21 protein-coding genes are annotated in these 26,112 nt (G+C 47.2%); 3 read left to right on the top strand and 18 right to left on the bottom strand.

Translation table 11 applies throughout. The annotated features are described in order from the left end of the window. Positions 1-25: 25 nt before the first annotated feature. From IQ294_RS02355 to IQ294_RS02340, 4 genes are all read right to left on the bottom strand, one after another. Entirely contained in the window at positions 26-1,204 is a 1,179-nt protein-coding gene (locus tag IQ294_RS02355) for a DUF418 domain-containing protein (RefSeq protein WP_203332402.1), read from the bottom strand. Between the two features lie 11 nt (positions 1,205-1,215). Further along, the gene (addA, locus tag IQ294_RS02350) at positions 1,216-4,833 is read right to left on the bottom strand and encodes a helicase-exonuclease AddAB subunit AddA (protein WP_203332401.1); all 3,618 of its coding nucleotides are present in this window, start codon (positions 4,831-4,833) and stop codon (positions 1,216-1,218) included. Then, the gene (gene addB / locus IQ294_RS02345) at positions 4,811-8,287 is read right to left on the bottom strand and encodes a helicase-exonuclease AddAB subunit AddB (RefSeq protein WP_203332400.1); all 3,477 of its coding nucleotides are present in this window, start codon (positions 8,285-8,287) and stop codon (positions 4,811-4,813) included. The genes addA and addB overlap by 23 nt, the downstream gene beginning before the upstream one ends. Positions 8,288-8,361: 74 nt before the next feature. Then, a complete protein-coding gene (locus tag IQ294_RS02340; protein ID WP_238942593.1) occupies positions 8,362-8,970 on the bottom strand; it encodes a TVP38/TMEM64 family protein in 609 nt (202 codons plus the stop codon). 395 nt (positions 8,971-9,365) lie between these two features. Here IQ294_RS02340 and IQ294_RS02335 point away from each other — a divergent pair, with 395 nt between their 5' ends. Both IQ294_RS02335 and IQ294_RS02330 read left to right on the top strand, forming a co-directional pair. Beyond that, positions 9,366-10,058, top strand: coding sequence for an AzlC family ABC transporter permease (locus IQ294_RS02335; protein WP_203332398.1), 693 nt, complete (start codon positions 9,366-9,368; stop codon positions 10,056-10,058). Continuing rightward, a complete protein-coding gene (locus IQ294_RS02330; protein WP_203332397.1) occupies positions 10,058-10,363 on the top strand; it encodes an AzlD domain-containing protein in 306 nt (101 codons plus the stop codon). Before IQ294_RS02335 ends, IQ294_RS02330 begins: the two co-directional genes overlap by 1 nt. A gap of 12 nt (positions 10,364-10,375) precedes the next feature. On the opposite strand, the gene IQ294_RS02325 is transcribed toward IQ294_RS02330, so the two are convergent. The 12 genes from IQ294_RS02325 to hpf form a co-directional block, all read right to left on the bottom strand. Beyond that, positions 10,376-10,633, bottom strand: coding sequence for a DUF2198 family protein (locus IQ294_RS02325; RefSeq protein WP_203332396.1), 258 nt, complete (start codon positions 10,631-10,633; stop codon positions 10,376-10,378). Between the two features lie 49 nt (positions 10,634-10,682). Beyond that, positions 10,683-11,837 (bottom strand): PDZ domain-containing protein, encoded by a 1,155-nt coding sequence (locus IQ294_RS02320; RefSeq protein WP_238942592.1) that lies wholly within the window; start codon positions 11,835-11,837, stop codon positions 10,683-10,685. Positions 11,838-11,957: 120 nt separating this feature from the next. Then, entirely contained in the window at positions 11,958-13,064 is a 1,107-nt protein-coding gene (locus IQ294_RS02315) for a trans-sulfuration enzyme family protein (protein ID WP_203332395.1), read from the bottom strand. A gap of 12 nt (positions 13,065-13,076) precedes the next feature. Next, positions 13,077-13,652 (bottom strand): redoxin domain-containing protein, encoded by a 576-nt coding sequence (locus tag IQ294_RS02310; RefSeq protein WP_203332394.1) that lies wholly within the window; start codon positions 13,650-13,652, stop codon positions 13,077-13,079. Positions 13,653-13,847: 195 nt separating this feature from the next. After that, positions 13,848-15,155 carry a murein hydrolase activator EnvC family protein gene (locus IQ294_RS02305; protein ID WP_203332393.1) on the bottom strand — a complete coding sequence of 436 codons (1,308 nt, stop codon included), beginning with the start codon at positions 15,153-15,155 and terminating at the stop codon, positions 13,848-13,850. Positions 15,156-15,232: 77 nt separating this feature from the next. After that, on the bottom strand, positions 15,233-16,117 hold the full coding sequence (gene ftsX, locus IQ294_RS02300; RefSeq protein WP_203332392.1) for a permease-like cell division protein FtsX: 885 nt from the start codon (positions 16,115-16,117) through the stop codon (positions 15,233-15,235). Further along, on the bottom strand, positions 16,107-16,793 hold the full coding sequence (gene ftsE, locus IQ294_RS02295; RefSeq protein ID WP_203332391.1) for a cell division ATP-binding protein FtsE: 687 nt from the start codon (positions 16,791-16,793) through the stop codon (positions 16,107-16,109). Before ftsE ends, ftsX begins: the two co-directional genes overlap by 11 nt. 274 nt (positions 16,794-17,067) lie before the next feature. After that, positions 17,068-17,403, bottom strand: coding sequence for a cytochrome c551 (gene cccB / locus IQ294_RS02290; protein WP_203332390.1), 336 nt, complete (start codon positions 17,401-17,403; stop codon positions 17,068-17,070). A gap of 45 nt (positions 17,404-17,448) precedes the next feature. Continuing rightward, a complete protein-coding gene (locus IQ294_RS02285) occupies positions 17,449-18,273 on the bottom strand; it encodes a YitT family protein (protein ID WP_432419946.1) in 825 nt (274 codons plus the stop codon). Positions 18,274-18,632: 359 nt separating this feature from the next. Continuing rightward, positions 18,633-19,734 (bottom strand): peptide chain release factor 2 gene (gene prfB, locus IQ294_RS02280; RefSeq protein WP_203332739.1). Its coding sequence is split into 2 segments (ribosomal slippage): positions 18,633-19,661 and positions 19,663-19,734, totalling 1,101 coding nucleotides; the frame shifts between segments, so codons are not numbered across the junction. A 65-nt stretch (positions 19,735-19,799) separates the two neighbouring features. Continuing rightward, positions 19,800-22,313, bottom strand: a complete 2,514-nt coding sequence (secA, locus tag IQ294_RS02275) for a preprotein translocase subunit SecA (protein ID WP_203332388.1) — start codon at positions 22,311-22,313, stop codon at positions 19,800-19,802. 350 nt (positions 22,314-22,663) lie between these two features. After that, positions 22,664-23,230: a ribosome hibernation-promoting factor, HPF/YfiA family gene (hpf, locus tag IQ294_RS02270; protein ID WP_284699712.1), complete on the bottom strand. Its 567-nt coding sequence runs from the start codon at positions 23,228-23,230 to the stop codon at positions 22,664-22,666. 129 nt (positions 23,231-23,359) lie between these two features. On the opposite strand from hpf, the gene IQ294_RS02265 reads away from it, so the two are divergent. After that, a complete protein-coding gene (locus tag IQ294_RS02265) occupies positions 23,360-24,067 on the top strand; it encodes an SDR family NAD(P)-dependent oxidoreductase (protein WP_203332387.1) in 708 nt (235 codons plus the stop codon). 38 nt (positions 24,068-24,105) lie between these two features. On the opposite strand, the gene IQ294_RS16270 is transcribed toward IQ294_RS02265, so the two are convergent. Together IQ294_RS16270 and IQ294_RS02255 are read right to left on the bottom strand one after the other, a co-directional pair. Next, positions 24,106-24,762 carry a ComF family protein gene (locus IQ294_RS16270; protein ID WP_238942591.1) on the bottom strand — a complete coding sequence of 219 codons (657 nt, stop codon included), beginning with the start codon at positions 24,760-24,762 and terminating at the stop codon, positions 24,106-24,108. After that, positions 24,759-26,087 carry an ATP-dependent helicase ComFA gene (locus IQ294_RS02255; protein WP_203332386.1) on the bottom strand — a complete coding sequence of 443 codons (1,329 nt, stop codon included), beginning with the start codon at positions 26,085-26,087 and terminating at the stop codon, positions 24,759-24,761. Before IQ294_RS02255 ends, IQ294_RS16270 begins: the two co-directional genes overlap by 4 nt. Positions 26,088-26,112 lie beyond the last annotated feature (25 nt).

The raw sequence follows: 26,112 nt of genomic DNA, 5'->3' as shown, positions 1-26,112 counted from the left end.
TCTTTGATTCCATTAATTATACACATTAATTATCCGAATTGTTGGTTTTCGTGAAATTTAATCCGTATGTAATCTTTCTCCACAGCATTTCAAGCGGCCCCTGGTTAAACTTCGTCAGCCACAATTCAGCAAATATCAATTGGATGACGAAAATACCTAGTGCCAGCAAGGTACCTGCCAGAACACTGACCTGGCCATAAAGGCCCAGCCCATACGAATAAAAGATCGTCGTCGCAATCACCGACTGGGTGATATAGGTAGTCAGTGACATCCTCCCGGCTTTCGCCAGCGGGCGCAGGATTTTGGCTGCCTTCAGATTCTGCGATATCAGCGCAATGGCAGCAGCGTAGCTGACAGCAAGCAGCGGGCCCCCGAAAATATCCTGCAGATAAGTCATCGCAATATTCTTATCAATCAGATAAGGGGTAAGTTTCAGCAGCAGCCCGATTACAAAGCCGCCTACCGCAAGGCCGATCCATAGCTTTTTCATTTCACGGGTGCGTTCGATCAACCGCCATTTTGCTGCAGCAGCCCCCACCATCGTAAACGGCAGGATCGTCACGATCAGCACAATATAATTCAATGGATTATTGCTGTACATCCAATCGTCGAACCGCTGCCTGAAAATTTCTGCATAGGTGCCTCCACCATAAGCTGCAACGGAATTTTGGACTTCCTGTATGCCGACATAGAAGCTCGAATCCATTGCTACTGCAGCGAACAGGATCAACAGCAATAAAGCCTGCGGCACCGCGTAGATGATCACCCCCAAAGTCAGCAGCCATTTTGAATCGAGCCTCATCATGCCGATGAGTAAAAAGCCCATGATCGCATAGGTGATCAGAATATCCCCGAACCAAAGCAGAAATGCATGCAGAATACCGAACAGGAGCAGAATCGCCAGACGTTTTACCGCCATTGGCGCAAAAGGCCGGTTCCTTGATTCGGCCCTCAGGAATTGCATTCCCAGTCCATACCCGAACAACATAGCAAATAACGGGTAAAAACTGGCTTGTACAAAAACATCGATGAATGCATACGTGGTTTGATCTCCCGCTGCATCAAACCACGTATACGGATCTATATAGGAAAAAGGCGAGTGGAATGCCAGCATATTGACAAGAAGGATGCCGAGCAAGGCGACCCCTCTCATCAAATCGATGGACTCGACTCGTTCATCCAGAGTCACAGGTTCTAATTTCACATAAAATCCCCCTAAATCATTATCTCTTTATGTGCTGAAAACAAATACAGCATTTTTTCTTTGATTGATACTCTCAGGATTTCCTCTACGGCTTCCGTATAAACATTCAATTGGACTTCATAACGGTTTTCCATCTCAGTTTGAACATCTTCTACTTGATAGAGCCGGTCCGTTTTATAATCCAGCAGCACCCAACCGTCTTCCTCTTCGAACAGGCAATCAACGATTCCCTGGATGATCTGGTAATCCCCTTCCGCATCCGGTTTGGCATATGTGAAGGGAACTTCCCGTTTGATATGCTGCGCATTCATCAGGCGGGCAGCCGTCTCACTCGAATAGAAAGCCTCAATTTCAGGGACACGGATGGCACTGCCTTCTTCAGGCGAAAGGATTTCCATGCCTACCAAGGTCTCGATCTGTTCTTTTATTTCTGCAGCCGTCAATTTTCTGTCCAGCGGAATATGCTGCATCAGTGAATGGACAGCCGTTCCGATATCGGCGGCAGCCAGCCGTTTTTCCTGCAGAAAATCCGGTCTGTCGTGCAGCGTCCGTTTGGAAGGGCCGACACTATGGATAAATGACTCCGGTTCATCCAGACGCTGCAGCATCTGTAATCGTTTCATCTCGGATACTGATTGTTTGGACCGCTTCTCCACGGAGCGCTGATAAGGATAACGGAAATCAAAACGATTCTTCACTTCTTCCTGTAGTTTCTGTACATCCCCCTCAGCTACTGCCATCTCTTCAAAGATCAATGGCGCTGGCAACAAGGATTGGCTTTCGATCAATTCCACTTTGAATTTTGAATGATGGGGCAGGAATACACCCGACCGGTTCATCAATTCATCTGCATCAGGATGCCGTGCGATTGCCGGGCCTATCCAATCCAGATAGCCTTTTGCCCGTGAGCGGACAAAATCAGGCAGCCGGACTTCCGACGCAGATGTTTTCCAGCGTTCGAAAAGCGATTCCGGATCTTTGACGGAAGCCGTCAGGAACAGCCGTTCCTTGGCTCGTGTCATGGCTACATATAAGACGCGCATCTCTTCCGCTTTCATCTGCAATTGTTTTCTTTCTTTTACGGCAAGAAACGGCAAGGAAGTGTACTCGACCCGCGTATCGGGATTAACCGCTTTTACCGCCAGTCCATAATCCTGATCGAACATATAGGATTTCCGGAAGTCCATTTCATTGAACGCCCGGCCAGTACCCGCAAAAAAGACGACAGGGAATTCAAGCCCTTTCGATTTATGCACTGTCATGAGACGTACGACATTTTCCTTTTCGCTGAGCGATTTGGCCGTGCCGAGATCATCTCCCCGTTCACGCATGCGGTCAATGAAGCGGAGAAAACGGAACAGTCCGCGGAATGATGTTTTTTCATATTCCAATGCCCGGTCGTGCAGCGCGCGAAGGTTAGCCTGGCGCTGTTTGCCGTTTGACATGGAACCGGCCATTTCATAATAATTCGTCTCCAGGTAAACCTGCCAGATCAATTCAGCAAGCGAGCCCCGCCGAGCAAGGTTACGCCAATCCTCCAGCTGAAGCATGAAGCGCTGTAATTTTTCAGCCGCTTTTCTGTCGATCCCTGTACCGCTTCGGATAAATGTCTTTACTGCCTCATAAAAAGTTGCCTGCGGCGCGGCCAACCGAATTTCGGCGAGTTCATTTTCACGCAGACCGATAAAGGGTGCACGCAACACGGAAACGAGCGGGATATCCTGATAAGGATTATCGATGACACGGAGGGTGTTCATCATGATCATCACTTCGAGTGCATCAAAATAGCCTCCCGACAGTTCCGTATATAAAGGAATACCCGCCTGTTTGAATTCATCATCAAAATCGCCTGACCAGGTCATCGAGCGCATCAATACGACTATATCGCGATATTCAAGCGGGCGTCTGTCATTTGACCAAGGGTCGTGCACATAGGTGCCAGCATCCATCAGCGCACGGATCTTAGAAGCGATGAACCGTGCTTCCCATTGGGATTTCGACAGGTCTTCCCCGTTATCGTCCACATCTTCTTCGTCTGCCTCCGGCTCGTGGATCAAGGTCAGTTCAATCGGCAGATCACTTTCAGGATAGGGAGCTTTATGTTTCAGCGCCGCCGCTTCATCATATTCTATCTCTCCGACGCGCTCTCCCATTATCTGTGAAAAAATATAATTGGTACCATCGAGGACTTCTTTGCGGCTCCGGAAATTCGCGTTCAGATCGATGCTCATGCCTGTTCCTTCCGCTCTATCTGTAAAGCGTCCATATTTCCCGAGAAACAGCATGGGCTCTGCCAGACGGAATCTGTAAATCGATTGTTTTACGTCTCCCACCATGAACATATTGCCGTCCGCTTCTCCGCCGGATTTGACAAAGCTGAGTATTGTTTCCTGCAGCATATTCGTATCCTGATACTCATCGACCAGGATTTCCTTGAAGCGGCTGCGGTAGTCCATTGCGATGGCTGAGGCTTCCCCGCCTTCACTCAGGATTTCAAGTGCATAATGCTCAAGATCCGAGAAATCAACGATGGCCCGTTCGATTTTCAAAGCTTTATACTGTTTTGCAAATTGATTCGTCAAATCCACCAATGTCTGCATCAGAGGAGCCATTTCACGCATCTCCTGGATCAATCTTTCAGGCTTGCGTGTGAAATAAGCATCCGTGATGCCTTTGACAATTTTTTTGACTTCATTCCGTAGCGCTTTTGCTTCATCGGCGAGTGCCGGATCACAGGAATCTTTGCGGATGCTCGCCGCTTTCGGCCAGAGAATCTGTTTGGAAAATTCGTAAATGCTGTTCCACGATTCATCAAGCGCCGCGATAGCGGACCTGATCAATTCTGCATCCATTTCAAATGTTATCGCCAATGCTGCCGGTCCGTCCGCTTGCTGAGTCAGATCCAAGCCGTCCAATGTCAGCTGAAGGGCTTCTTCGAACGCATGGCGAATGGTCATTTTCAAATCTGCCGTAAACGGCAATTCATCGATTTGAGTATCTTCCGGGACATCATACAGCAACGGAACCTGCTGCAGCCATTGCTCAGGATCCGGATGGACCCGTGAGTAATCGTATAGCTTGCTGACAAGCACTTCCATCGCCTGGTCGCTGCGGTCAGAGGTGAAACTGTCGGCGAGGCGGTAAACAGCATCAGCCCCATCACCTTCATAAGCGTATTCAAGCACTGCCTCCAGCACGTCATCCCGAAGAAGTGCAGCTTCTGTATCACCTGCAATCCTAAAGCCGGGATCGATTTCCAGGAGATAGGCATACTGCTTCACGACAGAAAGGCAAAAAGAATGGAGCGTGGAAATCTGCGCTTTATTGATGAGCCGCAATTGCTGCCGCAGATGTTTCGACTCGGGATTTTCAGCGACCGCTTTTTCGAGCGCCTTCGACATCCGGTGACGCATTTCGGCAGCAGATGCATTCGTGAATGTCACGACCAGGAGTTCATCCACAGAGATGGGATCTTTTTCATCCAATACTTTTTCGATCATCCGGTTGATCAGGACAGCTGTTTTGCCGGATCCTGCCGCTGCCGAAACCAGCATATCCTGCCCTTTTGCCCAAATGGCCCGCCACTGTTCATCGGTCCATGTCGCATCATTCGGTTTCGTCGGAATCATGTTCGCCAGTCTCCTTTCTGATCAGGTCAACCGCTTTATCTGCAGATAAAGACGGCAGCTTGCGGTAAGTCTGTTCCGGGTCTGATGGATCGAATTGACAGATCGAGCGGTAGGAACAGAATTGGCAAGGTGTGTCATCTTTGACTTTATAGGGCGTAATGGATGTTACGCCGTCCAATATGCCATTTCCGGCATCCTGGTGTTTATTGCGCACAAATCTGCGGATGATGTTCATATCTTCTTTGCTTACCGTACGCGATTGCGACTTTGAAATGCTGCCGTTCTTATTCATGCGCACAGGGATGATATTCGAGAATCCGTCGATTTCGGTATCCATCGCCCTGATGATTTCTTCATCTTCAACGACAAGGCCATTCATCTTGAATGAGCGGGCCATTTCCTCTTCCACTTCTTCCGCCGTCATCAGTTTCGTCGATTTCAACATCGGATTGTGCATATGGAAATACAGCACACCAGCCGGTTCTGCCTGTTCACCGAGCCAGCGGTCCGAGTGCGTCAATGCGACGTCCAGATAAGTGAATGTCTGCAGCGCAATGCCGTGATAGACTTCACCTAGGTCCAATCCCTGTTTTGAAGATTTGTAATCGACAACGCGAATATACGGTTTGCCGTTGATATCGGTTGAATCGATGCGGTCGATCCTGCCGCGTATATTCATCTTGCGACCTCTTTTTAACGGGATATCAAGAGGTGGAATCGTCTCTTTTGTGCCAAACCCCACTTCCAATGCGACGGGACGGAATCCCGTCACTTTTGCATGCTTGTTGAGCATGACAGCGGTCTGCCTGATGATGGCTTCCAGTTTATGCTGAATATAACGGTAGCGATGCGAACTGATGAGGATATGGTTGACGAAATAAGGAGATAACTGCTCGATCGCCTGTTTCGCCAGTTCCCTGCAATCTTTGCTGCTGAGAGAAGACCATGATACATCCAGCCTGTTGACTTCATCAGATATCCATTTGATGGCCGCGTGGAAAAGGTCACCCATTGCCGGCGCCGCCAATTTGTATTGATTTCTTTCTTCCAGCCGTAAGCCATAAGCCGTGAAATGGGCATATGGACAGCCATAAAACGTTTCAACGCGCGATACACTGGATGCAATCGGTGAACCATATAACGGCTCGGCGATTTCCTCCCGCAATGGATCGGCGATATTAGGCTTCGATGGTTCCAGTATCCGCTCCACCACTGAAGACCAGAGCGGATCTTCTTCGTAATAGGACAGCACTGCCTGCCACTCAGGGGACAGTGTACCGCTGCGGATCTGGGAGGCAAGGTACGCCAGGGATGCGCGCGGATGTGAGATATAACTCATGTAGTCGGGTTCATGCAGCTCTTCAGGATCGACTACCGCCGGGGTCAATTCCACGCCGAGCATATCGACGAATTTCTGGATATACATCGACGGCAGCAACGCTTTCCCTTCTTCATCTGCAATCGGATACGACACTGTCAGAAAATCGGAAGCAGACGTGAACGCCCGGTAGGCCATGAAAGTCTCATCAAGCAGCCGGGTTTTGCTGCTTGGTGCAAGCTCAAACCCGATTTTTGCAAACCATTCCCGGTCCAAATCGGTCAGCAAGCCTTCCTGGTCGATCCGTTTAGGCAATACGCCGTCATTTACGCCGATGACAAAAACAGATTTGATATCCATCAGCCTTGCCAAATCGATGGTTGAAACGGTAATCTCGTCGAGAGACGGTGGAATCCTGGAAAATTCCAGGGTTTCAAAACCTTCATCGAGGATTTTAACGGCTGCAGACAACTCCAGCTCCTTGTCACCGAACATCAGCACAAACTGATCCAATACCCCGATCCATTGTTTCCATGCCTGTTCGTGTTCAGCTGCAGCCAATAGCCTGTGTTCTGCTTCCTCCCTTTCCTTCAGGTCCAGGATCTTATCGTAAATCCCCATATCTTCCACGAATAAAAACAGTGTTTCCGCCATTTCCCTGCCGCTTCTGCAGTTTTCCAGGCGTTCCTTCAATGAAGTCAAGGGTTCCCGCACCAGATCCCTCACTGCATGAAGTTCCGTCTGCAATGCGATTTCTTCGTCCGTCTGAATGCCGGTATGAAACTCCAGACCCCGGTACTTTTTATAGAACCAGCGTTTTTCTTCAAACCAGCGTTCCCCATAAATACCATTTGCAATGACGAAATTCTCCAGCACATCGCTTCGTTCACGCCATTTTGCCACACTGCCCTGCGGGAAAAATAAATCGGTTTTGATAGCCCGGAAAACCGGTTCGTATGAAAAATTCGACTGAACCGCTTCCAGCACTGAACGGCAGAATTCAATCAGCGGATGGTGCAGCATGGATTTTTTCTGGCTGATGAAATAAGGCAATTCATATTGCGGGAATATCGTATTGATCAATTCATCATAGACTTCAGGCTGACGGTATAATACGGCAATTTCATTGTAGCGGATGCCAGCCCTGACCTGCTCCCTTATTGACCTGGCCATCGCATGCACTTCTGCTCTCCGGTTTGAAGCTTCCACCAGATTGACATAGCCTTCCGTTGCCAACTTTTCCAGGGGATAATCGTCAAAATGTCTCTCGATATGCGCCAGTTCGCGGTTTGTGAACCGCTGGGGTGACGGCATATGGATGCCATTCTCCACTTCGATGCCATCTGATTTCGCCTGGTCTACAAGGCGCCGTGCTGTATTCGCCGATTGGAAGAACAGCGCCTGTTCATCGTTTGCACTGGCAGCGCCGTCCATCGGCATAGCGATCGTCACGGATTTTGCATGGCGCATCAATTCGAAAATGATTTCATACTCGCGTGCCGTAAATGTTACAAAGCCATCGATATAAATATCAGCTGACTTGACCTGTTCGGAAAAACGGATTTTCTCGGATAATAAAGCCAGGTGGCCTTCCGAATCGACGAATACCGTACCCAGACGATTTTCGATTTCCGCCAGGATCAACTCGAGATCTGCAGCCTTATCCAACAGGGTCCGCGGCGCACCGGCTTCAGCCAGTGACGTCCTGATATCCGTCAGCTCCCCGCAGTCGACGCAATATCTTGAAAACTCCTTGATCAATTGTTCGATCTGATCGGTAAATCCCCGTTTTCCCGCTGCACGGCGAAAAAGCTGGAAATCCTCTTTATATTCCTCCAACAGGCTGCGGATAAGCATCCGGTAGCCGAAACTGTCGACTTCCTTGCGGCTGATGCCACCTGCTTCCTGAAGAACACGCCAGGCAAGCCGTTTGAATGTGACCGCCTGCGCACGGATCATCCCTTTCATCCCATCTGCCGATGACAGCCGATATTCAGTAGAAAAAGACATCTGATCGGGCACTATGAAAAATATGGGATCACCGTCCGCCTGCCCTTTCAAAGTTTCTACAATTTCATCTATTATAAAACTCGTTTTTCCGGATCCTGCACGACCATAGATAATTCTTAACGACATATAAACACCCTCCCGAATGGAACGTCTGTTCTTATTTTACATGAATTGATCCTGCCGGGCCAGTCACAGCTCCATTATTCCCCTGAAGGTTTTTTGGCTGCCGCTTCTCGAAAATCCGCTTCAACTTTTTTGTTCAATCTTTTTTCAATAATTTTTCCTACTATATAAAGAAGCACGATGACAATTATAACGATGATCGTTCTTACCGGGTTCGTGAATAGTGCGCGTATATCATACCCGACGTATGTAATCATGAATACCATCACCGTTTTCCCCGCAATCAGCGTCCATAAATAATAGTGTTTACTGATATTGGACAATCCGGCAACCAGGTTTACGAGCGCCGATGGTGTAAAAGGAAAACATAATAACAGGAACAGCGGTCCAAAACCGTTCCGTTCAACCCATAGGATCAGCCGTTCCACTTTCTGATGTTTTGTCATGAAATTCAAAAATCTGGCACGCCCATACTTCCTGATCAACAGGAACACACTATAGGAACCTGCCACTGAACCCGCGAGTGACAGCAGGAAACCGAACAGCAGACCATATGCTCCGGCATTCGCAAATACGAATACAAACAGAGGCAGAAACGGAAGAAATGCTTCTATGAACGGAAGCAAAAATCCGATGAACGGCCCAATGGACCGGTACGATTCATATAATGCTGTAATATTATCCATGGAAAAGAAATCCGACATAAACTCATTCCTTCTGGTTGCAAGATTTATCATGATTGGTTTCATTAATTGATTTTTTGTCCAGACTCCAGCGGCCCAGCTCTTCGGGTCATAAGTCAGCCTAACTGCGCGGTCAAGACCGCTACGTTATTCCGCCTTATGCCTTTCAGAGCTTAGCGGGCGCTGTCGCTTTTCTTTGTCCAGACTCCAGCGGCCCAGCTCTTCGGGTCATAAGACAGCCTAACTGCGCGGTCAAGACCGCTATGTTATTCCGCCTGATGCCTTTCAGAGCTTAGCGGGCGCTGTCGCTTTTCTTATGATATGCTATTATAACTACTTTACACTCTTTACCCACATTTGGAAAAGAGAATTACTTTTTTACATAAGGAGAGAAAAGAATGGACCAACGCGGATTTTCTGCGGGGCTGAAAGCAGGCTTCAGTATTGCGATTGGTTATTTCCCTATCGCTTTGACGTTCGGTCTTCTCGCTAAAACGACAGGACTGTCCCTGTGGGAAGCCACTGCTATGAGTATTTTCGTTTTCGCCGGCGCAGCCCAGTACATATCGTTATCCTTGATTACCGCAGGAGTAGCTCCAGCTGTCATCATCCTGAACACATTCATCGTCAATATCCGCCACTTCCTTATGACGGCGTCACTCAATGAAAAGATGCAGCCGGATGCCCGGTGGAAAAAAGCACTGTATGCTTTTGGCATCACTGACGAATCTTTTTCGGTACTGGCCATCCAAAAAGGAGAAAATCTGCGCACTTCATTCGCTGCGGGAGTTATTACCATTTCCTATGGCAGCTGGGTCCTGTTCACAGCTGTCGGCCATCTCATCGGCGCAAACCTCCCTGAGTTTCTGCAGGCCGCCATGTCGATTGCATTGTATGCCATGTTCGTCGGTCTTCTGATGCCTTCGATGCGCGGCAACCGAAAAGTTGTTAGTCTTGCTGCAATAGCAGCGCTGCTGAATTCGCTTTTTTACTTCACCGGCTGGCTGTCTACAGGATGGGCAATCCTCGTTTCCACTTTGGCGTCTGCCGTCATCATTGAATTGATCGCTTCAAAAGGAGGTAAATCATAATGGGTTCATGGATCTGGTGGACCATTCTCGGTATGGCAATCGTCACTTATATTCCCAGGGCAGTGCCTCTTACATTTTTGGAAGGGCGTGAACTTCCGCCCGCCATCCAGAATGTATTGCGCAATATTCCTTATGCGGTTCTCGGAGCGCTGATCTTTCCTGCTATTTTTTTCATCCAGGACAATATCTGGTACGGCATCATCGGGGCTGCAGCTGCTTTCGGCATCGCCATAACAGGAGCGAATGTCATGATTGTCGTTCTTGGTTCCATTGCTGTCCTTGCAGTTTACAGTTTGTTCATCTAAAAGAAAAAGCCGTCATTCATTTTCATGAATGTCGGCTTTTTTCCCTTTTCTATACATATTGGAGGCGTAGCAGAAACCTGCAGTCAAAGAGGCAGCATTTACGACGTAGAGGAACCAGGTATTCGTATAGCCGGCATAAACGGCTGCAGCGATCAGCGCAACAGTCAGGACGAGACCGACAATATGGTGAAATGTCACACGCGTGAACAGAACTACCAGAAGTCCCGGAACTAGCAGTGACAGAAAAAATTTGGTGATCTCCGATTCCAAAGAATCATCTCCTAAACTGGATTTTTATATTTTGATCAGCAATTAGCGATTATACGACGATCAATCCCAGACGATAATGGTCATGCCTGAAGATGACATGCTGCCTCAACCGCAATTCGTTATTATGATCCAGCACTTCAAGCCGGCAATGGGCCGCGTTTACTTGGATCGCTTCATAAAGTTCTGTTTCGTTGTTTATTGTCAGTCCGTTCACTTTACGGATGATTTCTCCCCGTACAAGACCCATTTTCTCCGCAGGTGAATCTGCCAGCACATCTACGATCATGACACCGGAGGATTGGGGTGCTACAGCATGATTGCCTTTATTTTCATTGAACATCGTCAGTAATGATATGGCAGCGCGGCCTGCGGCTCCGGCAGCCAGAGCGATCAGCGCCATCGGCTCCCATATGAATGAGAATAATGCCAGCGTGATGATGGCGAGACCCAGCAGCCAGATCCGTTTTCCGTGTTTCGGATAAAGATAGCCCGGCAGCGTTCTGCGTGCCCTGCTTCCAAAACCGATTACCGCAGGGAATAAGATGAATGAAAAGTTGCTTTCACCGATTGGAAATTGCGGCCAGTATGGCAAGTAGGATCCCATAAACTCACCAGGCACAACCACCAGTAAAGGGATCAGCCATAAACGTTTTGTTTTATAATAGACAGCGGTCAATCCGCGTGCCGTTTTCTCGGTTCTCGGTGAAGAAGCTTCACTGCCACGTCTAGCGACCAGCCAGCCCTCCACAAATACCAGTGCGCCGGTAATAAGGCCGACAGGCAGTAACCAGTCCCAGGCGACGGCATAACCGCCAAAATCGAATAATCCGAACGGGATGGTCCAACCGTAATGATTCAGAAGCCAGCCAAAAAAGACGGCGCCAATTGCCAGATAGACAAATGAGCCCAATTGATAGATTCCGGAAATGACGATGACCGCACTCACCAGACTTAACGCGACAAGCCATTGGAGCGGCACTGTGAGCCCGATCCCGGAAAACAGGACAGACAATAATAAGGCGAAAAGAATGCCATCTTTCAGCCAGTCACCGAATTCCCTTCCGCCCCAGACGATTCGGCTGCGGAACAGCTTCCTCTCCTTTTTGACCCTGAAATAACCAAGTAAAATTGCTGCAATCAATGCTATGTATAAAAGAGGGTTGATAAAAAATCTGCCCGCGTCCATTAATGCTTCCATGACCATCCTTGTTCACCTTCCATTCACCGGCTATTGACGTTACCTTCCATTGTACCAAAGAACCCCTGCAAGCTGTACTTCTTTTTGAACCAGCCTCTGCAGGGATCCTATTTTAAAAAATTCCTTCTATTTAAATGCAGTTTCCAGCTGACCGAGAATATCTTCAATTCCTTCGATGCCTGCTGACAGGCGGACAATTCGGCGCGTTACGCCGATTCGTGCTTTTTCTTCCGCTGACAGTGCCCGGTGGGAGCTGCCGTATGGATATGATACTGTCGTTTCCACCCCTGCCAATGTCGGGACTATTTTAATCCAGCCGAGGGAAGAGAAAAAGGATGAAACTTCGATTGTCTCCGGTACTTCAAAACTGACGATTGCCCCTTTGCCCGGATACCATACGATCGTCCGTTCTCTCAGGAAATCGGCAATTGCCTGTGCATTTGCTGTTTGGGCTTCCATCCGAAGCGCCAAAGTTTTGATGCCCCGCAAAGTCAGCCAAGCTTCAAACGGACTGAGGTTCAATCCCATATTAACGACTCGTTTCTCAGCTGCCGCAATCAATTCCTCATCACCGACCAGGACTCCAGCAGTCACATCACTGTGGCCACCGAGATATTTGGTGGCGCTATGGACCACCAGATGGGCCCCTTGCGTATATGGCTGAACCGTATAAGGGGTTGCAAACGTATTATCAATCATGATTTTGCAGCCGTATTGATTGCTTAAACCTGTTAACTTTTCCATGTTTTCCTCACGCAGAAACGGGTTTGTAAGCGACTCGCTGAAGATGAGCTTTATTTCAGGAAAATCAACCAGAAGAGACTCGATTGCGCTGGCGTCCGAGAAATCCGCAAAATGGACCTGGATGCCCATCAGCGCAAGTTCTTCTTTCAACAGAAGGAATGTGCCTCCATAGACATCTTCTGCTGCCAGGATATGATCGCCGTGTTTAACGACTGAAAGAATGCCCGCAAGAATGGCAGAAGTTCCAGATGAAGCCGCTATCCCTTTTGGAGCGCCCTCCAGAACAGCCACTGTCTGCCCCAGAGAATCGGTATTCGGATTAGCTGTCCGGGAATAGAGGTAAGTGCCATTTCCTTCATAATAGCCTTCCAGTTCTTCCAGTGAAGAAAATGCAAAAGCGGATGTCTGATAGATCGGCATCACTTTTGCCCGGATCGTCCGTTCTTCCATTTGTGCAGTGTGAACCGATTTCGTTCTGATTGTTGTCATGATCAAGGCCCCTTATTCCATATTTTCGATAAAGTCTTCCATCATTTCCTCATTCATGGGTCCGACAATTTTGTTTTGCACACGGCCTTCCGTGTCGATCATATAGGAAGTCGGAATGGTAGCAGCCTGATAGACGTCACCCACATCACCATCGACATCCATTGGAATCGGAAAAGTCAGTGCAAATTCTTCCACAAATGCGTTTATTTTATCCATTCCCCTGTCCTCGGTCGTAAGGTTGACAGCCAAAATTTCCACATTTTCATCTTGTGCCTGTTCGTCATAATATTTTTGCATATCCGGCATTTCTGCCCGGCAAGGCGGACACCAGGTCGCCCACAAATTCAGAATCACTTTTTTGCCCCTGTAATCCGACAGTTGAACTGTTTCTCCGTCAAGTGTAGTCAATTCGAAGTCCGGAGCCGTTTCCCCTTTAGCCAAACCTTCGTCAGTCGGAAGGAAATCTACATCACTTCCTGGATTCAATCGTTCCGTCGCCTGCTTCTCTTCAGCATTATTCTGGACGATCCCAAGAATCAGGGCAGCGATCAAAGCTCCCACCAGCAATAAACCCAGTGTTTTTTTCATAGAAACTTTCACTCCATTCGGTTATTATCATACGACAAATTCCGTTCTTTTAGCTACTGTACGCAGTATGTTTCAAAAAAAACCATGAAAAGACCGGCATCTTTATCGATGCCGGCCACTTCTTTACCTCGTATCATGAAAATGCCGATTGGATCAGCCAACAGTCAGCGGTTGACAGCCCCACTGAATGAAGCCTTATCCACCGATGTAATTGCTCGGATTGACAGCGTTCGAACGTGAACCGTTCCAAGCGCCGATATGAATTTCAAAATGCAGGTGGGAACCGGTTGAACGCCCCGTGCTGCCCATTCCTCCAATAAGCTGGCCCTGTGATACGGACTGGCCAACTGAAACACCAATCGAATTAAGATGTGCATATACGGTAGCATGTGTTTGTCCGTTGATCGAATGTGTAAGAATCACGACATTACCATAAGAGCCCATGACGCCGGCATAAGACACGTATCCTGCAGCTGCTGCATTGATGGAAGTTCCAACACTGTTGGCAATATCAATTCCTCTGTGGAATTCAGTGCCTGCACCGATATTACGGTAACCGAAGCCTGATGTCAGGCGCCCAGATGCCGGACGGATGAAGCCTCCGCTATTTTTAATCGGTGCGCTGCTGTATGAAGGCGTATTGCCAGCTCCAGCTTTTTGTGCTGCTGCGCGTTCTGCAGCTTCTTTTTGCTTGCGCTCTTCTTCAGCTTTTTTGGCGATTGCCGCTAAACGCGCTTGCTCATCAGCAATTTTCTTTTCAAGGTCGTTGCTGACTCCGATAACTTCAGCCTGTTCTTCTTCCAAAACGGATTTCTCTTCAGCAAGACGGTCTTGCTCTGCTTCAAGATCCGCTTTCAAACCAGCCTGCTCTTTCTTTTGTCCATCCAGCGAAGCTTTTAGCTTTTCAAGTTCTGCGCGGCGTTGTTCCTGCTCTGCCAGTTTGTTTTCAACTTCAGCTTTCTGTTCTGCAAGCAGCTCTTTGTCTGCCGCTTGTTCACGCATGATTTCACGGTCCGCTTCAATCAGCATATTGACTGCTGAGAAACGATCGATGAAGTCCACAAAACTGTTTGCCCCAAGCAACACGTCGATATAGTCAACTGAACCGCCGCTCAGCTGAATCGCACGTGCACGGTCTTTCAACAATTCTTCGCGTTCTGCAATTTTGTGTTCTAGTTCTTCGATGGATTTTTTCAATTCATCGATTTCAATTTTTGTCTGGTCAATCTCACCTTGCACCGCATTCATTTTATCTTCGGTTTCAGTGATTTTGCTTTCCAGCTCATTGATTTGAGCAATGATCTTTTCAAGTGTAGATTGATTTTCGCTGATTTCATTCGCTTTTTGATTGATATTCGAATTTAATTCGCTTTTTTTTCTTTCAGCTTCCTGCTGTTCTTTTTTTAATTCGTCCAGATTACTGGCACTTACTGAAGGCATGACCAACGTAATCGCCAATAAAAATGAAACAGCAGACAACATCCATTTCGACTTCGAGTTCAAGTTCGTTTTCCCCTTCCGGTATACGTTCTTTTTCTATCTGTCTTTTATCTCTCTACGACTCTCGTTCATTTATTTGATCAAACACGCAGGAATTTGCGGATTGACATAAAGCTTCCCCATACTCCGATGAAAACACCCATCAGAAGGATCAGCGCGCTTACTTGGTAGATGAAGGGAGCGAAATCCAGCAGCTGAACCAGCTCTCCGCTCAATTTAGGCTGAACAAATTCAGTTACGTTATAGTATAGGGCTACGATTAATCCGATCGGCAAGATCGAACCAAGAAGTCCCAGCCACATGCCTTCCAGAATGAATGGAATGCGGACGAACCAGTTTGTAGCTCCAACCAACTTCATAATTTCGATTTCATGGCGTCTCGCAACAATTGTTATGCGGATCGTGTTTGAAATCAGGAACATTGCGGTAAACAATAGGGCAAGGATTAAAACGAGGCCAACATTTCGGCCGGTGTTCAGGAACGAGAACAGTTTTTCGATTTTACCTTCGCCGTATTTAACTTCTTCGATGCCGTCAAGCGCAAGAATTTCTTTCGCCACATTTTCAGTTTCCTGCGGCTCTGTCGCTTTTACATAGAAGACATCCAGTAAAGGGTTACTTTGTTCAAATAAGCTGAATTCATCTCCGAAATCAAGGACAAGGTCCGAAAGTTCATCTTCTTTTGTAGAGAAATCAACAGTCTCTACTCCGGATAAACCCTTGATGGCCGTTTCGATTTCAGCTACACGTGCTTCATCAGCTTCCAGTGAAACGAATGATTTGATCTCAACATCATTCTCGAGATCATCTGCTACTTTGTTCAAGTTCATCATGATCAGGACAAAGACTCCGACAAGCAGCAAAGTGACAGTTACAGCACTTACGGAGGCGAATGTCATCCAGCCGTTACGGCCAAGGCTTTTCAAGCTTTCTCTGAAATGGCGCATTAATGTCCTAACCTTCATAGCCGTAGTCACCTCCAGCTTCGTCACGGGCAATAAGCCCGCCTTCGATTGCGATGACCCGGTGTCTCATCGTATTCACGATTTCCCGGTTGTGGGTCGCCATTAAAATTGTTGTTCCGCTGGCATTGATGCGTTCGAACAGATTCATGATTTCCCATGACGTTTCAGGATCAAGGTTACCCGTCGGCTCATCAGCAATCACCACTTTGGGCATATTAACGATTGACCGGGCTACAGATATCCGTTGCTGCTCTCCGCCGGACAATTCCCGCGGAAACATCCGTGCTTTATGTTTTAAGCCCACAAGATCAAGCACTTCAAGCACCCGCTTGCGGATCGATTCCGGTTTTTCCTCAATTACTTCCAATGCAAATGCCACGTTTTCATAGACATTCAATCTTGGCAGCAATTTGAAATCCTGGAACACCACGCCGATCTGACGGCGAAGCAATGGTATATTTTTTCGTTTGATCTTCGCAAGATCCACTCCGTTGACAAGCATCTGTCCAGAAGTCGGGCTTTCTTCTCGATACATCATTTTGATGAAAGTCGATTTGCCGGCTCCACTTGGGCCTACTATATACACAAACTCACCTTGCTTGATCTCAACGTTCATGCCGTTGAGAGCAACGATGCCGTTTGGATACTTTTTATAGACGTTCTTCATTTGTATCATCTATTTTAACCACCTATATAAATTGTATTTCACAAAAACTTTAAGTTCGTTAAAAATCCAGCAAACCAATTGTAGCACTTTTAAAACCTAAATAATATTACAGTTATGTATCAATTAAACGTGCATTTTGAAATATTCCGTAAGCAATTTGATATGTTTTTGAAATTTCACAATAACTTTTTACCCAGGCGTTCGTAATAGCTTTTAATTTTAATGCTGTATTGTAATATAATTTTTGCAATGAAAAAACCGGCTTTTCAGCCGGTTTCGCGGTTTATTGCTGATCTGACAGCCATGCAGCTACAGCTTCAGCTTCTTCACCTTGGATGATTTTTGCAGGCATGGCACCTCTGCCTTCAAGAATAACTGTAAGAATCTCATCTTCGGAAAGTCTGGATCCAACATCATTCAGTGCCGGAAAATTGCCTTGGCCTTCAAGGTTTTCACCATGGCAGGAAATACAATTCTGCTGAACGACTTGTTCTGCATCAATGGCCGACTCATCGCCAGGCGGCGTATCAGCAGGCGTTTCTTCCGCTGTATCATCGCCTCCGCATGCACCAAGCATCAATGCAGTACCAAACAATAAAGCCATTAAACTTTTTTTCATTACATTTCCTCCTCACAACAGTCTTCTATTAGAAGTATACCTTAGCTACGCTCTTTTGAAACCCTCACCCAAGACCTCCGATGCGTCCGAAACAATAACAAATGCAGCCGGATCAATGGTTTTTACAACTTGTTTCAACTTTGTGAACTCAGTCTGGTGGACAACAACCATAAGCAATGGCCGTTCTGATTCCGTATAGCCGCCTGTCGCCGATAACTTCGTCACACCGCGGTCGATTTCCTCATAAATCGCATCCCGCATTGCTTCCTGTTTCGTCGTAATGACATAGACCAATTTGGATCTTCCAAAACCGACTTGAACCAGATCGATTGTTTTAGATGTGACATACAGGCCGATTAATGCGTAGAGGCCTCTCTCGATATCAAAAACAATCGCAGCCGCGATGACGATTATCCCATCGATTAAAGCGATGCTGGTGCCCAGCGTTAAACCTGTGAATTTCGTAATGATCTGCGCCGCCAAATCTGTTCCGCCCGTAGATGCCTTGCCGCGGAATACGATACCGAGTCCAAGCCCTACCAATATACCGCCGAATAGTGAACCGAGCAGCGGATTCATTGTCCATGCTTCCCAGTCTTCCGTCAGGAATACGACAAACGGCAGAAAAATAGTTCCCACTGCGGACTTCAATCCGAAGTTCTTGCCAAGCAATATGACTCCGGCGATAAACAATGGAATATTGAATGCCCATTGCACAAAAGCCGGCTTCCATTCGAATACACCAAAAAGGATGGTACTGATCCCGCTGACGCCTCCGGATGCTACAGCATTCGGCAACAGGAAAACGTTGAATGCGATTGCGACCAACGCTGATCCGATCAGGACATATATATAATCCATTAATTCCATTAAAAACGGATGTGCTTCTTTTCTGTTGCGATGATTTTTCTTAGCCATAAAATTGTGTTTCCTCATTCCTATTATGAATTCAATCGGCTGTGATTAACTTTAAGCCCTGTCAGAGTATACCAAAACCGGTGCGACTTGTGAACTTCATCCGGATAAAGCGAAAAATCCCGCATGGCCGAAGCCATACGGGATTTTGGTTTTCTTCTATTAGATAGAGCTAAGCGGGCGCCGTCGCTTTTTCTGTCCAGACTCCGGCGACCCAGCTCTTCGGGTCATAAGCCAGCCCAGCTGCGCGGCCAAGGCCACTTCGCTGGGCTGTCTTATACCTTTCAGAGCTTAACGGGTGCCGTCCCTTTTCTCTATTGCATCTTCGAACGCAATAGCGAATTGATGAAGCCATCGATGTCTCCGTCCATAACGGCAGAGAGATTACCGGTTTCATAGTTCGTCCGGTGGTCTTTTACCATTGAATAAGGGTGGAAGACATAAGAGCGGATCTGGCTGCCCCAGCCGATTTCTTTTTGTTCACCGCGGATTTCAAGAAGCTGTGCTTCCTGCTCTTCGATTTTTAACGCATAAAGTTTTGCTTTCAGCATCTGCATCGCTTTTTCACGGTTTTTGATCTGTGAACGTTCCTGTTGACAAGTGACCACTGCCCCCGTTGGAAGGTGGGTGATGCGGACAGCCGAATCAGTCGTGTTAATGTGCTGACCGCCAGCTCCGCTTGCACGATACGTATCGATTTTCAAGTCTTCTGTCCGAATATCGATTTCGATATCGCCTGTGAATTCCGGCATCACTTCACATGATGCGAAGGATGTATGGCGGCGCCCTGATGAATCGAACGGTGAAATCCGGACAAGTCGATGGACCCCTTTTTCGGCTTTTAAATAGCCGTATGCATTATGACCTTTGATGCCGAGCGTGACCGATTTGACGCCGGCTTCATCCCCAGCCAGATAATCGAGTGTTTCGACTTTGAATCCGCGTTTTTCAGCCCAGCGCGTGTACATGCGAAGCAGCATCGAACACCAATCCTGCGACTCTGTTCCGCCTGCGCCAGAGTGCAATTCGAGGATCGCATTGTTTTTATCATATGGTTCACTTAACAGCATCTGGAGTTCATAGTCACTGAGTTTGGCTTTAAATTCCGTCAACTCTTCCGTAAGGTCAGTGTGGACTTCCTCATCGTCTTCTTCACGCAGCAATTCAAGTGTCATTTCCATATTTTCCTGGGAACCCACAAAATCATGATACGTATTGACGATATCCTTCAAACCGTTCAGTTCAGAAATAACGACTTGTGCGGCTTCCTGATCATTCCAAAAATCAGGATCGAGCATCATTTCATCCAGTTCCTGAATACGTGCCTCTTTGTTTTCTAAGTCAAAGAGACCCCCTGAAGTCCGCAAGCTTCGCGGAAGATTTTTCAAGCTCATTTCGAATATCTGCTAATTCCATCATTATAAATTTCCTCCTCAAAATAACACCGAAGAGCTGGAGGCTCTTCGGTATTTCGGCGCTCCTTAAGCGGACGCACCGTGACAATTCTTATATTTTTTACCGCTGCCGCACGGACATGCATCATTCCGTCCGATAGTTGCTTCTTTGCGGACAGGCGCTTTCTTCTTAGGAGCTTCATCGCCTTCCTTCGGATTGATCGCTTGTCCTTTTGCAACTTCTTCACGCTGCAGGTTATTGCGGATTTCCGCTTTCATTGCATATTTTGCAACGTCATCTTCTATGGCCTGGACCATTGCCTCAAACATCGCGAACCCTTCATTCTGGTATTCACGAAGCGGATCATTCTGGCCATATGCACGCAGGTGGATCCCTTGGCGCAGCTGGTCCATTGCATCGATATGATCGATCCATTTCGTATCGATCGAACGGAGAAGAACCACTTTTTCAAATTCACGCATCCGTTCAGGCGTCATTTCAACTTCTTTATCATCATAATATTTATTCACTTCAGACTTCACAAGTTCCATAATTTGATCCTGTGTTTTATCCTGGAGGGATTCTTCCGTCACCGTGTTTTCAGGCAGCAGATTCGCAGCCAGCACATCAGCGAGTGCTTTCAGTGACCAATTTTCCGGTTTTTCATCAGCTGTATGGGACAAAACCACCCGCTCGATCACGCTATCGATCATTTTTTCGACCAAGCCGCGCATATTGTCGGTTTCAAGCACTTCCATACGCTCTTTATAGATGATTTCGCGCTGTTGGCGAAGTACATCATCATATTGAAGCAAACGTTTACGGGCATCGAAGTTATTGCCTTCCACACGTTTTTGGGCAGATTCAACAGACCGCGTCACCATGCGGGACTGCAGCGGCTGTGAATCGTCCATGCCAAGTTTGCCCATCATATTGCGCATTGCATCTGAACCGAAACGGCGCATCAGATCATCTTCCAGAGAAAGGTAAAACTGAGTGACACCCGGGTCTCCCTGACGTCCGGAACGTCCACGGAGCTGATTATCGATACGGCGAGATTCATGGCGTTCCGTACCCAGGACGGCTAAACCGCCTGCTTCGACCACACCTTCGCCAAGCTTGATGTCCGTACCGCGGCCGGCCATGTTCGTCGCGATGGTAACTGCGCCTTTTTGTCCGGCATTCAGGATGATTTCCGCTTCGTGCGCATGATTTTTAGCGTTCAATACAGAATGCTTGATGCCTTTTTTCGTAAGGAAATTTGAAATGATTTCTGATGTCTCGATGGCCACTGTACCGACAAGAACCGGCTGCCCCTTTTTATGGCGCTCGGCAATATCTTCCCCGACCGCTTTATATTTCCCTTCAGTCGTCGCATAGATCAAATCGACGCGATCATCCCGGATGATCGGTTTGTTTGTCGGAATGGCGATAACATACATATTGTAGATATTGCGGAATTCCTCTTCTTCCGTTTTTGCCGTACCCGTCATCCCTGACAATTTATCGTACATACGGAAAAAGTTCTGGAACGTGATGGTCGCCATCGTCATTGATTCGTTCTGAACTTCCAGGCCTTCTTTCGCCTCGATTGCCTGATGGAGTCCGTCAGAATAACGGCGCCCTTTCATCAGGCGTCCCGTGAATTGGTCGACAATGACCACTTCGCCGTCCTGGACCACATAATCGACATCGTTATGCATCGTAACATGGGCTTTCAGCGACTGGTTGATCGCATGGTTCAACCGGACATGAGTGATATCAAAAAGGTTCTCGATATTGAAAGCCTTCTCGACTTTTTCAATTCCTTCCTCAGTCAGCACGACGCCTTTAGTCGTTTCATCGTAAGCGTAATCCGTATCTTTTTGCAGCATGCGGGCAAAGGCATTCGCCTGCATATAAAGCTGTGCCGATTTTGCAGCCTGTCCTGAAATGATCAGCGGTGTACGCGCTTCATCAATCAGGATGGAGTCGACTTCGTCGATTACAGCAAAATTTAAGGGACGCTGAACCATTTCTTCTTTATAAAGAACCATATTATCACGCAGATAATCAAAACCAAGTTCATTGTTCGTGCTGTATGTGATATCTGCCTGATAAGCAGCATGCTTTTCTTCCTTGGTCATGCTGTTGGTGTTTAATCCGACAGTCAATCCAAGCCAAGTATAAAGTTTGCCCATCTCTTCGGCATCACGGCTCGCCAGGTATTCGTTGACAGTTACTACATGAGCACCTTTTTTACTGAGTGCATTCAGATAAACAGCCATAGTGGAAGTCAAGGTTTTACCTTCACCGGTTTTCATTTCGGCAATATTGCCTTCATGAAGTGCCGCGGCACCCATCAGCTGGACACGGAATGGATACATGCCAAGTACACGCTTGGAAGCTTCACGTACTGTTGCGAATGCTTCCGGCAATAGCGCATCAAGCGTTTCACCTTTTGCATGGCGGGCGATGAATTCCTCAGTTTTAGCCTTTAACGCGTCATCGGAAAGTGCTGCATAATCAGCTGCCAGCACCTCCACTGTATCTGCTATTTTCTCGAGTCTTTTTAAATCCCTTTTATTCGGGTCGAAAACTTTATTTAATACTCCTAACATTTATACCGCTCCTTGCACAGGTTCTGGCTGGATCTGCCTGAACGCTTATGCTGTTATTTATGTGTCGTTTGGCTCGCAAATTTTAAACTCCAGTAATTATCCGGAACATCTGGCAATTTCCGAAAAATCTCATTCTTCATTTTAACACTGCAAAGAAAAGCGTGCAAACAAAGAAGAGCGGGAATAACCCGGGTGTTCCACTCTTCCCGGCCAATAATCAGCGATTTAATTACTGTCGATTTTATCGAACCATAGAAAAAAGCTCTGCAGAAATCGGGATCTGCAGAGCTCATTCATTCATCTATTTAGTCGGCTGGCTTCATGTCTGGCCAGCTGCAATCAGATTCTTATTAAGATGTGCTGGTTTCAATCAGCCCATAACTGCCGTCTTTACGTTTGTAGACAATATTCGTGTCGTTTGTTTCTGCATCGGTGAATACGAAGAAATTGTGTCCAAGCATATTCATCTGTAGAACTGCTTCTTCTTCGTCCATCGGCTTCAGATCAAATTGCTTCGTGCGTACAATTGTCAAATCTTCATCGCCCTCGTCTTCAGCGGCGCCGTTTGCATCGTTATTGAATGTAGCGAATGCCTGCCCCATCGGTTCACGATCACGGAATTTGCGGTTCACTTTTGTTTTATATTTACGGATCTGGCGTTCAAGCTTTCCGACAATCAGGTCGACTGCAGCATATAGTTCATCATGCCGTTCTTCAGCACGTAAAGTCAGATTTTTCATCGGTATCGTAATTTCAACTTTGGATTGGCTGTTATTGATCGCCTTCAGGTTGACCATTGCGTTTGCGTTGGTCCCTTCAGGGAAATAACGTTCAATTTTTTCTACTTTCTTTTCGATATGTTCGCGAATCGCTGGAGTTACTTCAATGTTGTCACCTTTAAAATTAAATTGCAGCATATTAACTCCTCCTTCTTAATCTCTTACACTGTTACATTTCTACATGTTCCCTTAAGAGTCCTGCTTAAAACGTAAATAGTTTCAGGAAGATGAATTCCAGGTAAACTATATGACAGGGAGGTGAAGACAATGTTTACTGATAAAACGGTTGTCGTCACAGGTGCAGCTCAAGGAATCGGAAAAGATATCGCTGAACATTTCGCAGAAAAAGGGGCAAAGGTTATCGGCCTAGACCTGGAAACAGCAGCCATTAATGATGTGGAGTTTATGCAATGCGATGTCGGGAATTTTACCCAGGTGACGGAAACGATGGAAAAGATCCATTCGAATTATGGAGCTATCCATATCCTCATCAATAATGCCGGCATTTCTGAATTCCAGTCGATATGGGATGTGACCGAAAGTGACTGGGATCATGTTATCGACACGAATCTCAAATCGGTCTTCATCTGCAGCCGTGAAGCCGCCCGCTACATGACCGGCGACCAGCGATCAATCGTGAATATGGCTTCCACACGCGCATTCATGTCCGAAGCACACACTGAATTATACTCAGCATCCAAAGGCGGCATATTCGCTTTAACCCATTCGCTTGCAGCTACATTAAGCGAAAAAGGGATACGGGTGAATTCCATTGCGCCAGGCTGGATCCATACAGGAAACAAAGAAGAATTGAGAGATATCGACCATCAGCAGCATTGGAGCGGCCGCGTGGGTGATGGAGCGGATATCGCCCGGGCATGCCTATTCCTTTGTCATCCTGAAAATTCCTTTATCAACGCTGAGTGCCTGACAATCGACGGCGGCATGACGAAAAAAATGATCTATGAACATTGAAAAAGCGGGCAGCACTGCCCGCTTTTTCTTCTGGATCCTCATGCTCTGATCAATGTTATGAAATTCACTTCCTCCGCTCCTGCATCCTTCAGCAGTTTAGCTGCAAGTCGCAAAGTCGTCCCCGTCGTGTACATATCATCCACCAGGACAATTCTTTTTGGTGTTAAATTACCGTTTAACGTAAATAAATCGCGGGTCTCCATTCGCTCCTGCCGGTTTTTTTCTCCCTGGACTTCTTCATTTTTTTCAAGCAGATGAAGGTACTGTACGCCGGCAGCATTCAGCATACTGTCAACCTGAGAAAAGGTCCGGACCTTCAATTTATGAGGATTCATCGGAATCGGCACTATCGTTGCTGGCGTCTTTTTGAGCGCTGCAGCCAATTCATCCGCAAAAACTTCAGCCAAAATGGCATCCTGCAGAAACTTGAACTGATGAAAAAAATCCTTCATTGCAGCGTTATAGGCATAAAGACATTTCCCGCCATCAAGGGCACCGCGGAATTCCGTCTTTTCCCAGTTGCTGCAGTCAGTGCATAATTCACTTCCTGACGAACTGCATATCGGACATCCCCCCTTGATCGGTTCGAATAAATCCCGGCATGTACTGCAGATTGTTTCTTGCCTGTCCACGAAAAACAGATCCCTCCAGGAAGGTTTGAGTTCGAGCTGATTTTCACATAAATAACAATTCAACGAAATCCCTCCCGATTATAGGATTTTATAAGATCCCGTGCCTTATCCATCTGGCGGGAAATGCCATTATGAAAAAAGATGACATCGCCTTGCGGATATTCATGGGACCGCCCGGCTCTGCCTGCCATCTGAATCAGCGCCGACGCTTCAAAAATTTCCTCATCTGCTCCGACGATTGCCACCTGCACATTTTCGATTGTCACGCCCCGCTCCAATATCGTCGAGGTCAAAATTCCTGGAATCTCCTTGTTACGGAGCATCATCACTTTTTCCTTGCGGTCGGGATCTTTTGAATGCACGGCTTTTATCCGGGGATCCAGCTGTTTGAACAGCGGCTCTGCTTGCTTGATCATTTCGATTGTAGGAAAAAAAATCATGAAGGGCTGTTGCGATTCCAGCTGGGTCTTCACCCATTCGACCAATTTCACAGGAATTTTATTGGAATGAAACGATTTCCGGTAGCTCCACAACGGTTGATAGGCCGGTACCGGAAGCGGATGGCCGTGGAAACGCCTGAAAATTCTCGATTGGTTCGACACTGTTTTGAGCAATTCTTTTGAAGGTGTCGCAGACACATAGACTACCGGCGCAGCGGTTTTCAGCGATTTTTTTACGGCCCGTGCCAATGCCGGATCATAGGAATAAGGAAATGCGTCCGCTTCGTCCACCACCACCAGATCGAATGCCTCTTCAAATCGGTAAAGCTGGTGGGTTGTCGCAATCACCAGCTGGGCAAAACCTTCTTCAGAAGGCGATCCGCCGTATAAGGTATGGATGATCGTCCCGGGGAAAACGGACTTCAGCCGTGGAGACAGCTCAAGAACGACGTCGGTTCGCGGTGCCGCGATACAGATGCGTTTACCTGACGAAAGCGCTGCGTGCAGAGGCGGAAATAATAATTCCGTCTTTCCGGCTCCGCAAACAGCATAAACTAAATGGGGTTCATTGCGCCGCAAGCTTTCCTTCAATTCATCGGAAGCCTGTTGTTGGAGGTTTGTAAGTTCGCCATTCCATAAGAATGAATGGGAATAAGAGGATATTTCGAGAGGTTCTTTCCACGTGATCAATTCTGTGCAGGAACTAACCCTGCCCATCCGGATGCAGTGCCGGCAGTAATGGCAGATTCCACCACACCTGGCGCAATCGAAAGCGACAATTGTATCTTCCGAATTGTTCAGGCACCTGGCACATTCCATTTTTTCAGTAATTCCTTTTCGCACAGCAATGAATCCATCATTAACAGCTTTGTCGATCACCTCTCTGGAAAAAGGAGTAAAATCGCGCAGCCAGATCCTGCCGGCCAGAAAATCCTGTAATTCCTTCATAGTTCATCTCCTTAATAGGTTTCAT

This window comes from Planococcus beigongshangi, from assembly GCF_016820495.1.
Taxonomy (GTDB): domain Bacteria; phylum Bacillota; class Bacilli; order Bacillales_A; family Planococcaceae; genus Planococcus; species Planococcus beigongshangi.
Note: the sequence above shows the minus strand (reverse complement) of the source record. Positions and strands in the feature narration are given on the sequence as shown.

Excerpts from the sequence above, each read along its gene's own strand:
- addA (WP_203332401.1), bottom strand. The coding sequence starts at position 4,833 with ATGATTCCGACGAAACCGAATGATGCGACATGGACCGATGAACAGTGG.
- addB (WP_203332400.1), bottom strand. The coding sequence starts at position 8,287 with ATGTCGTTAAGAATTATCTATGGTCGTGCAGGATCCGGAAAAACGAGT.
- IQ294_RS02340 (WP_238942593.1), bottom strand. The coding sequence starts at position 8,970 with ATGGATAATATTACAGCATTATATGAATCGTACCGGTCCATTGGGCCG.
- IQ294_RS02335 (WP_203332398.1), top strand. The coding sequence starts at position 9,366 with ATGGACCAACGCGGATTTTCTGCGGGGCTGAAAGCAGGCTTCAGTATT.
- IQ294_RS02330 (WP_203332397.1), top strand. The coding sequence starts at position 10,058 with ATGGGTTCATGGATCTGGTGGACCATTCTCGGTATGGCAATCGTCACT.
- IQ294_RS02320 (WP_238942592.1), bottom strand. The coding sequence starts at position 11,837 with ATGGTCATGGAAGCATTAATGGACGCGGGCAGATTTTTTATCAACCCT.
- IQ294_RS02315 (WP_203332395.1), bottom strand. The coding sequence starts at position 13,064 with ATGACAACAATCAGAACGAAATCGGTTCACACTGCACAAATGGAAGAA.
- IQ294_RS02310 (WP_203332394.1), bottom strand. The coding sequence starts at position 13,652 with ATGAAAAAAACACTGGGTTTATTGCTGGTGGGAGCTTTGATCGCTGCC.
- ftsX (WP_203332392.1), bottom strand. The coding sequence starts at position 16,117 with ATGAAGGTTAGGACATTAATGCGCCATTTCAGAGAAAGCTTGAAAAGC.
- ftsE (WP_203332391.1), bottom strand. The coding sequence starts at position 16,793 with ATGATACAAATGAAGAACGTCTATAAAAAGTATCCAAACGGCATCGTT.
- cccB (WP_203332390.1), bottom strand. The coding sequence starts at position 17,403 with ATGAAAAAAAGTTTAATGGCTTTATTGTTTGGTACTGCATTGATGCTT.
- IQ294_RS02285 (WP_432419946.1), bottom strand. The coding sequence starts at position 18,273 with ATGGAATTAATGGATTATATATATGTCCTGATCGGATCAGCGTTGGTC.
- secA (WP_203332388.1), bottom strand. The coding sequence starts at position 22,313 with ATGTTAGGAGTATTAAATAAAGTTTTCGACCCGAATAAAAGGGATTTA.
- hpf (WP_284699712.1), bottom strand. The coding sequence starts at position 23,230 with ATGCTGCAATTTAATTTTAAAGGTGACAACATTGAAGTAACTCCAGCG.
- IQ294_RS02265 (WP_203332387.1), top strand. The coding sequence starts at position 23,360 with ATGTTTACTGATAAAACGGTTGTCGTCACAGGTGCAGCTCAAGGAATC.
- IQ294_RS02255 (WP_203332386.1), bottom strand. The coding sequence starts at position 26,087 with ATGAAGGAATTACAGGATTTTCTGGCCGGCAGGATCTGGCTGCGCGAT.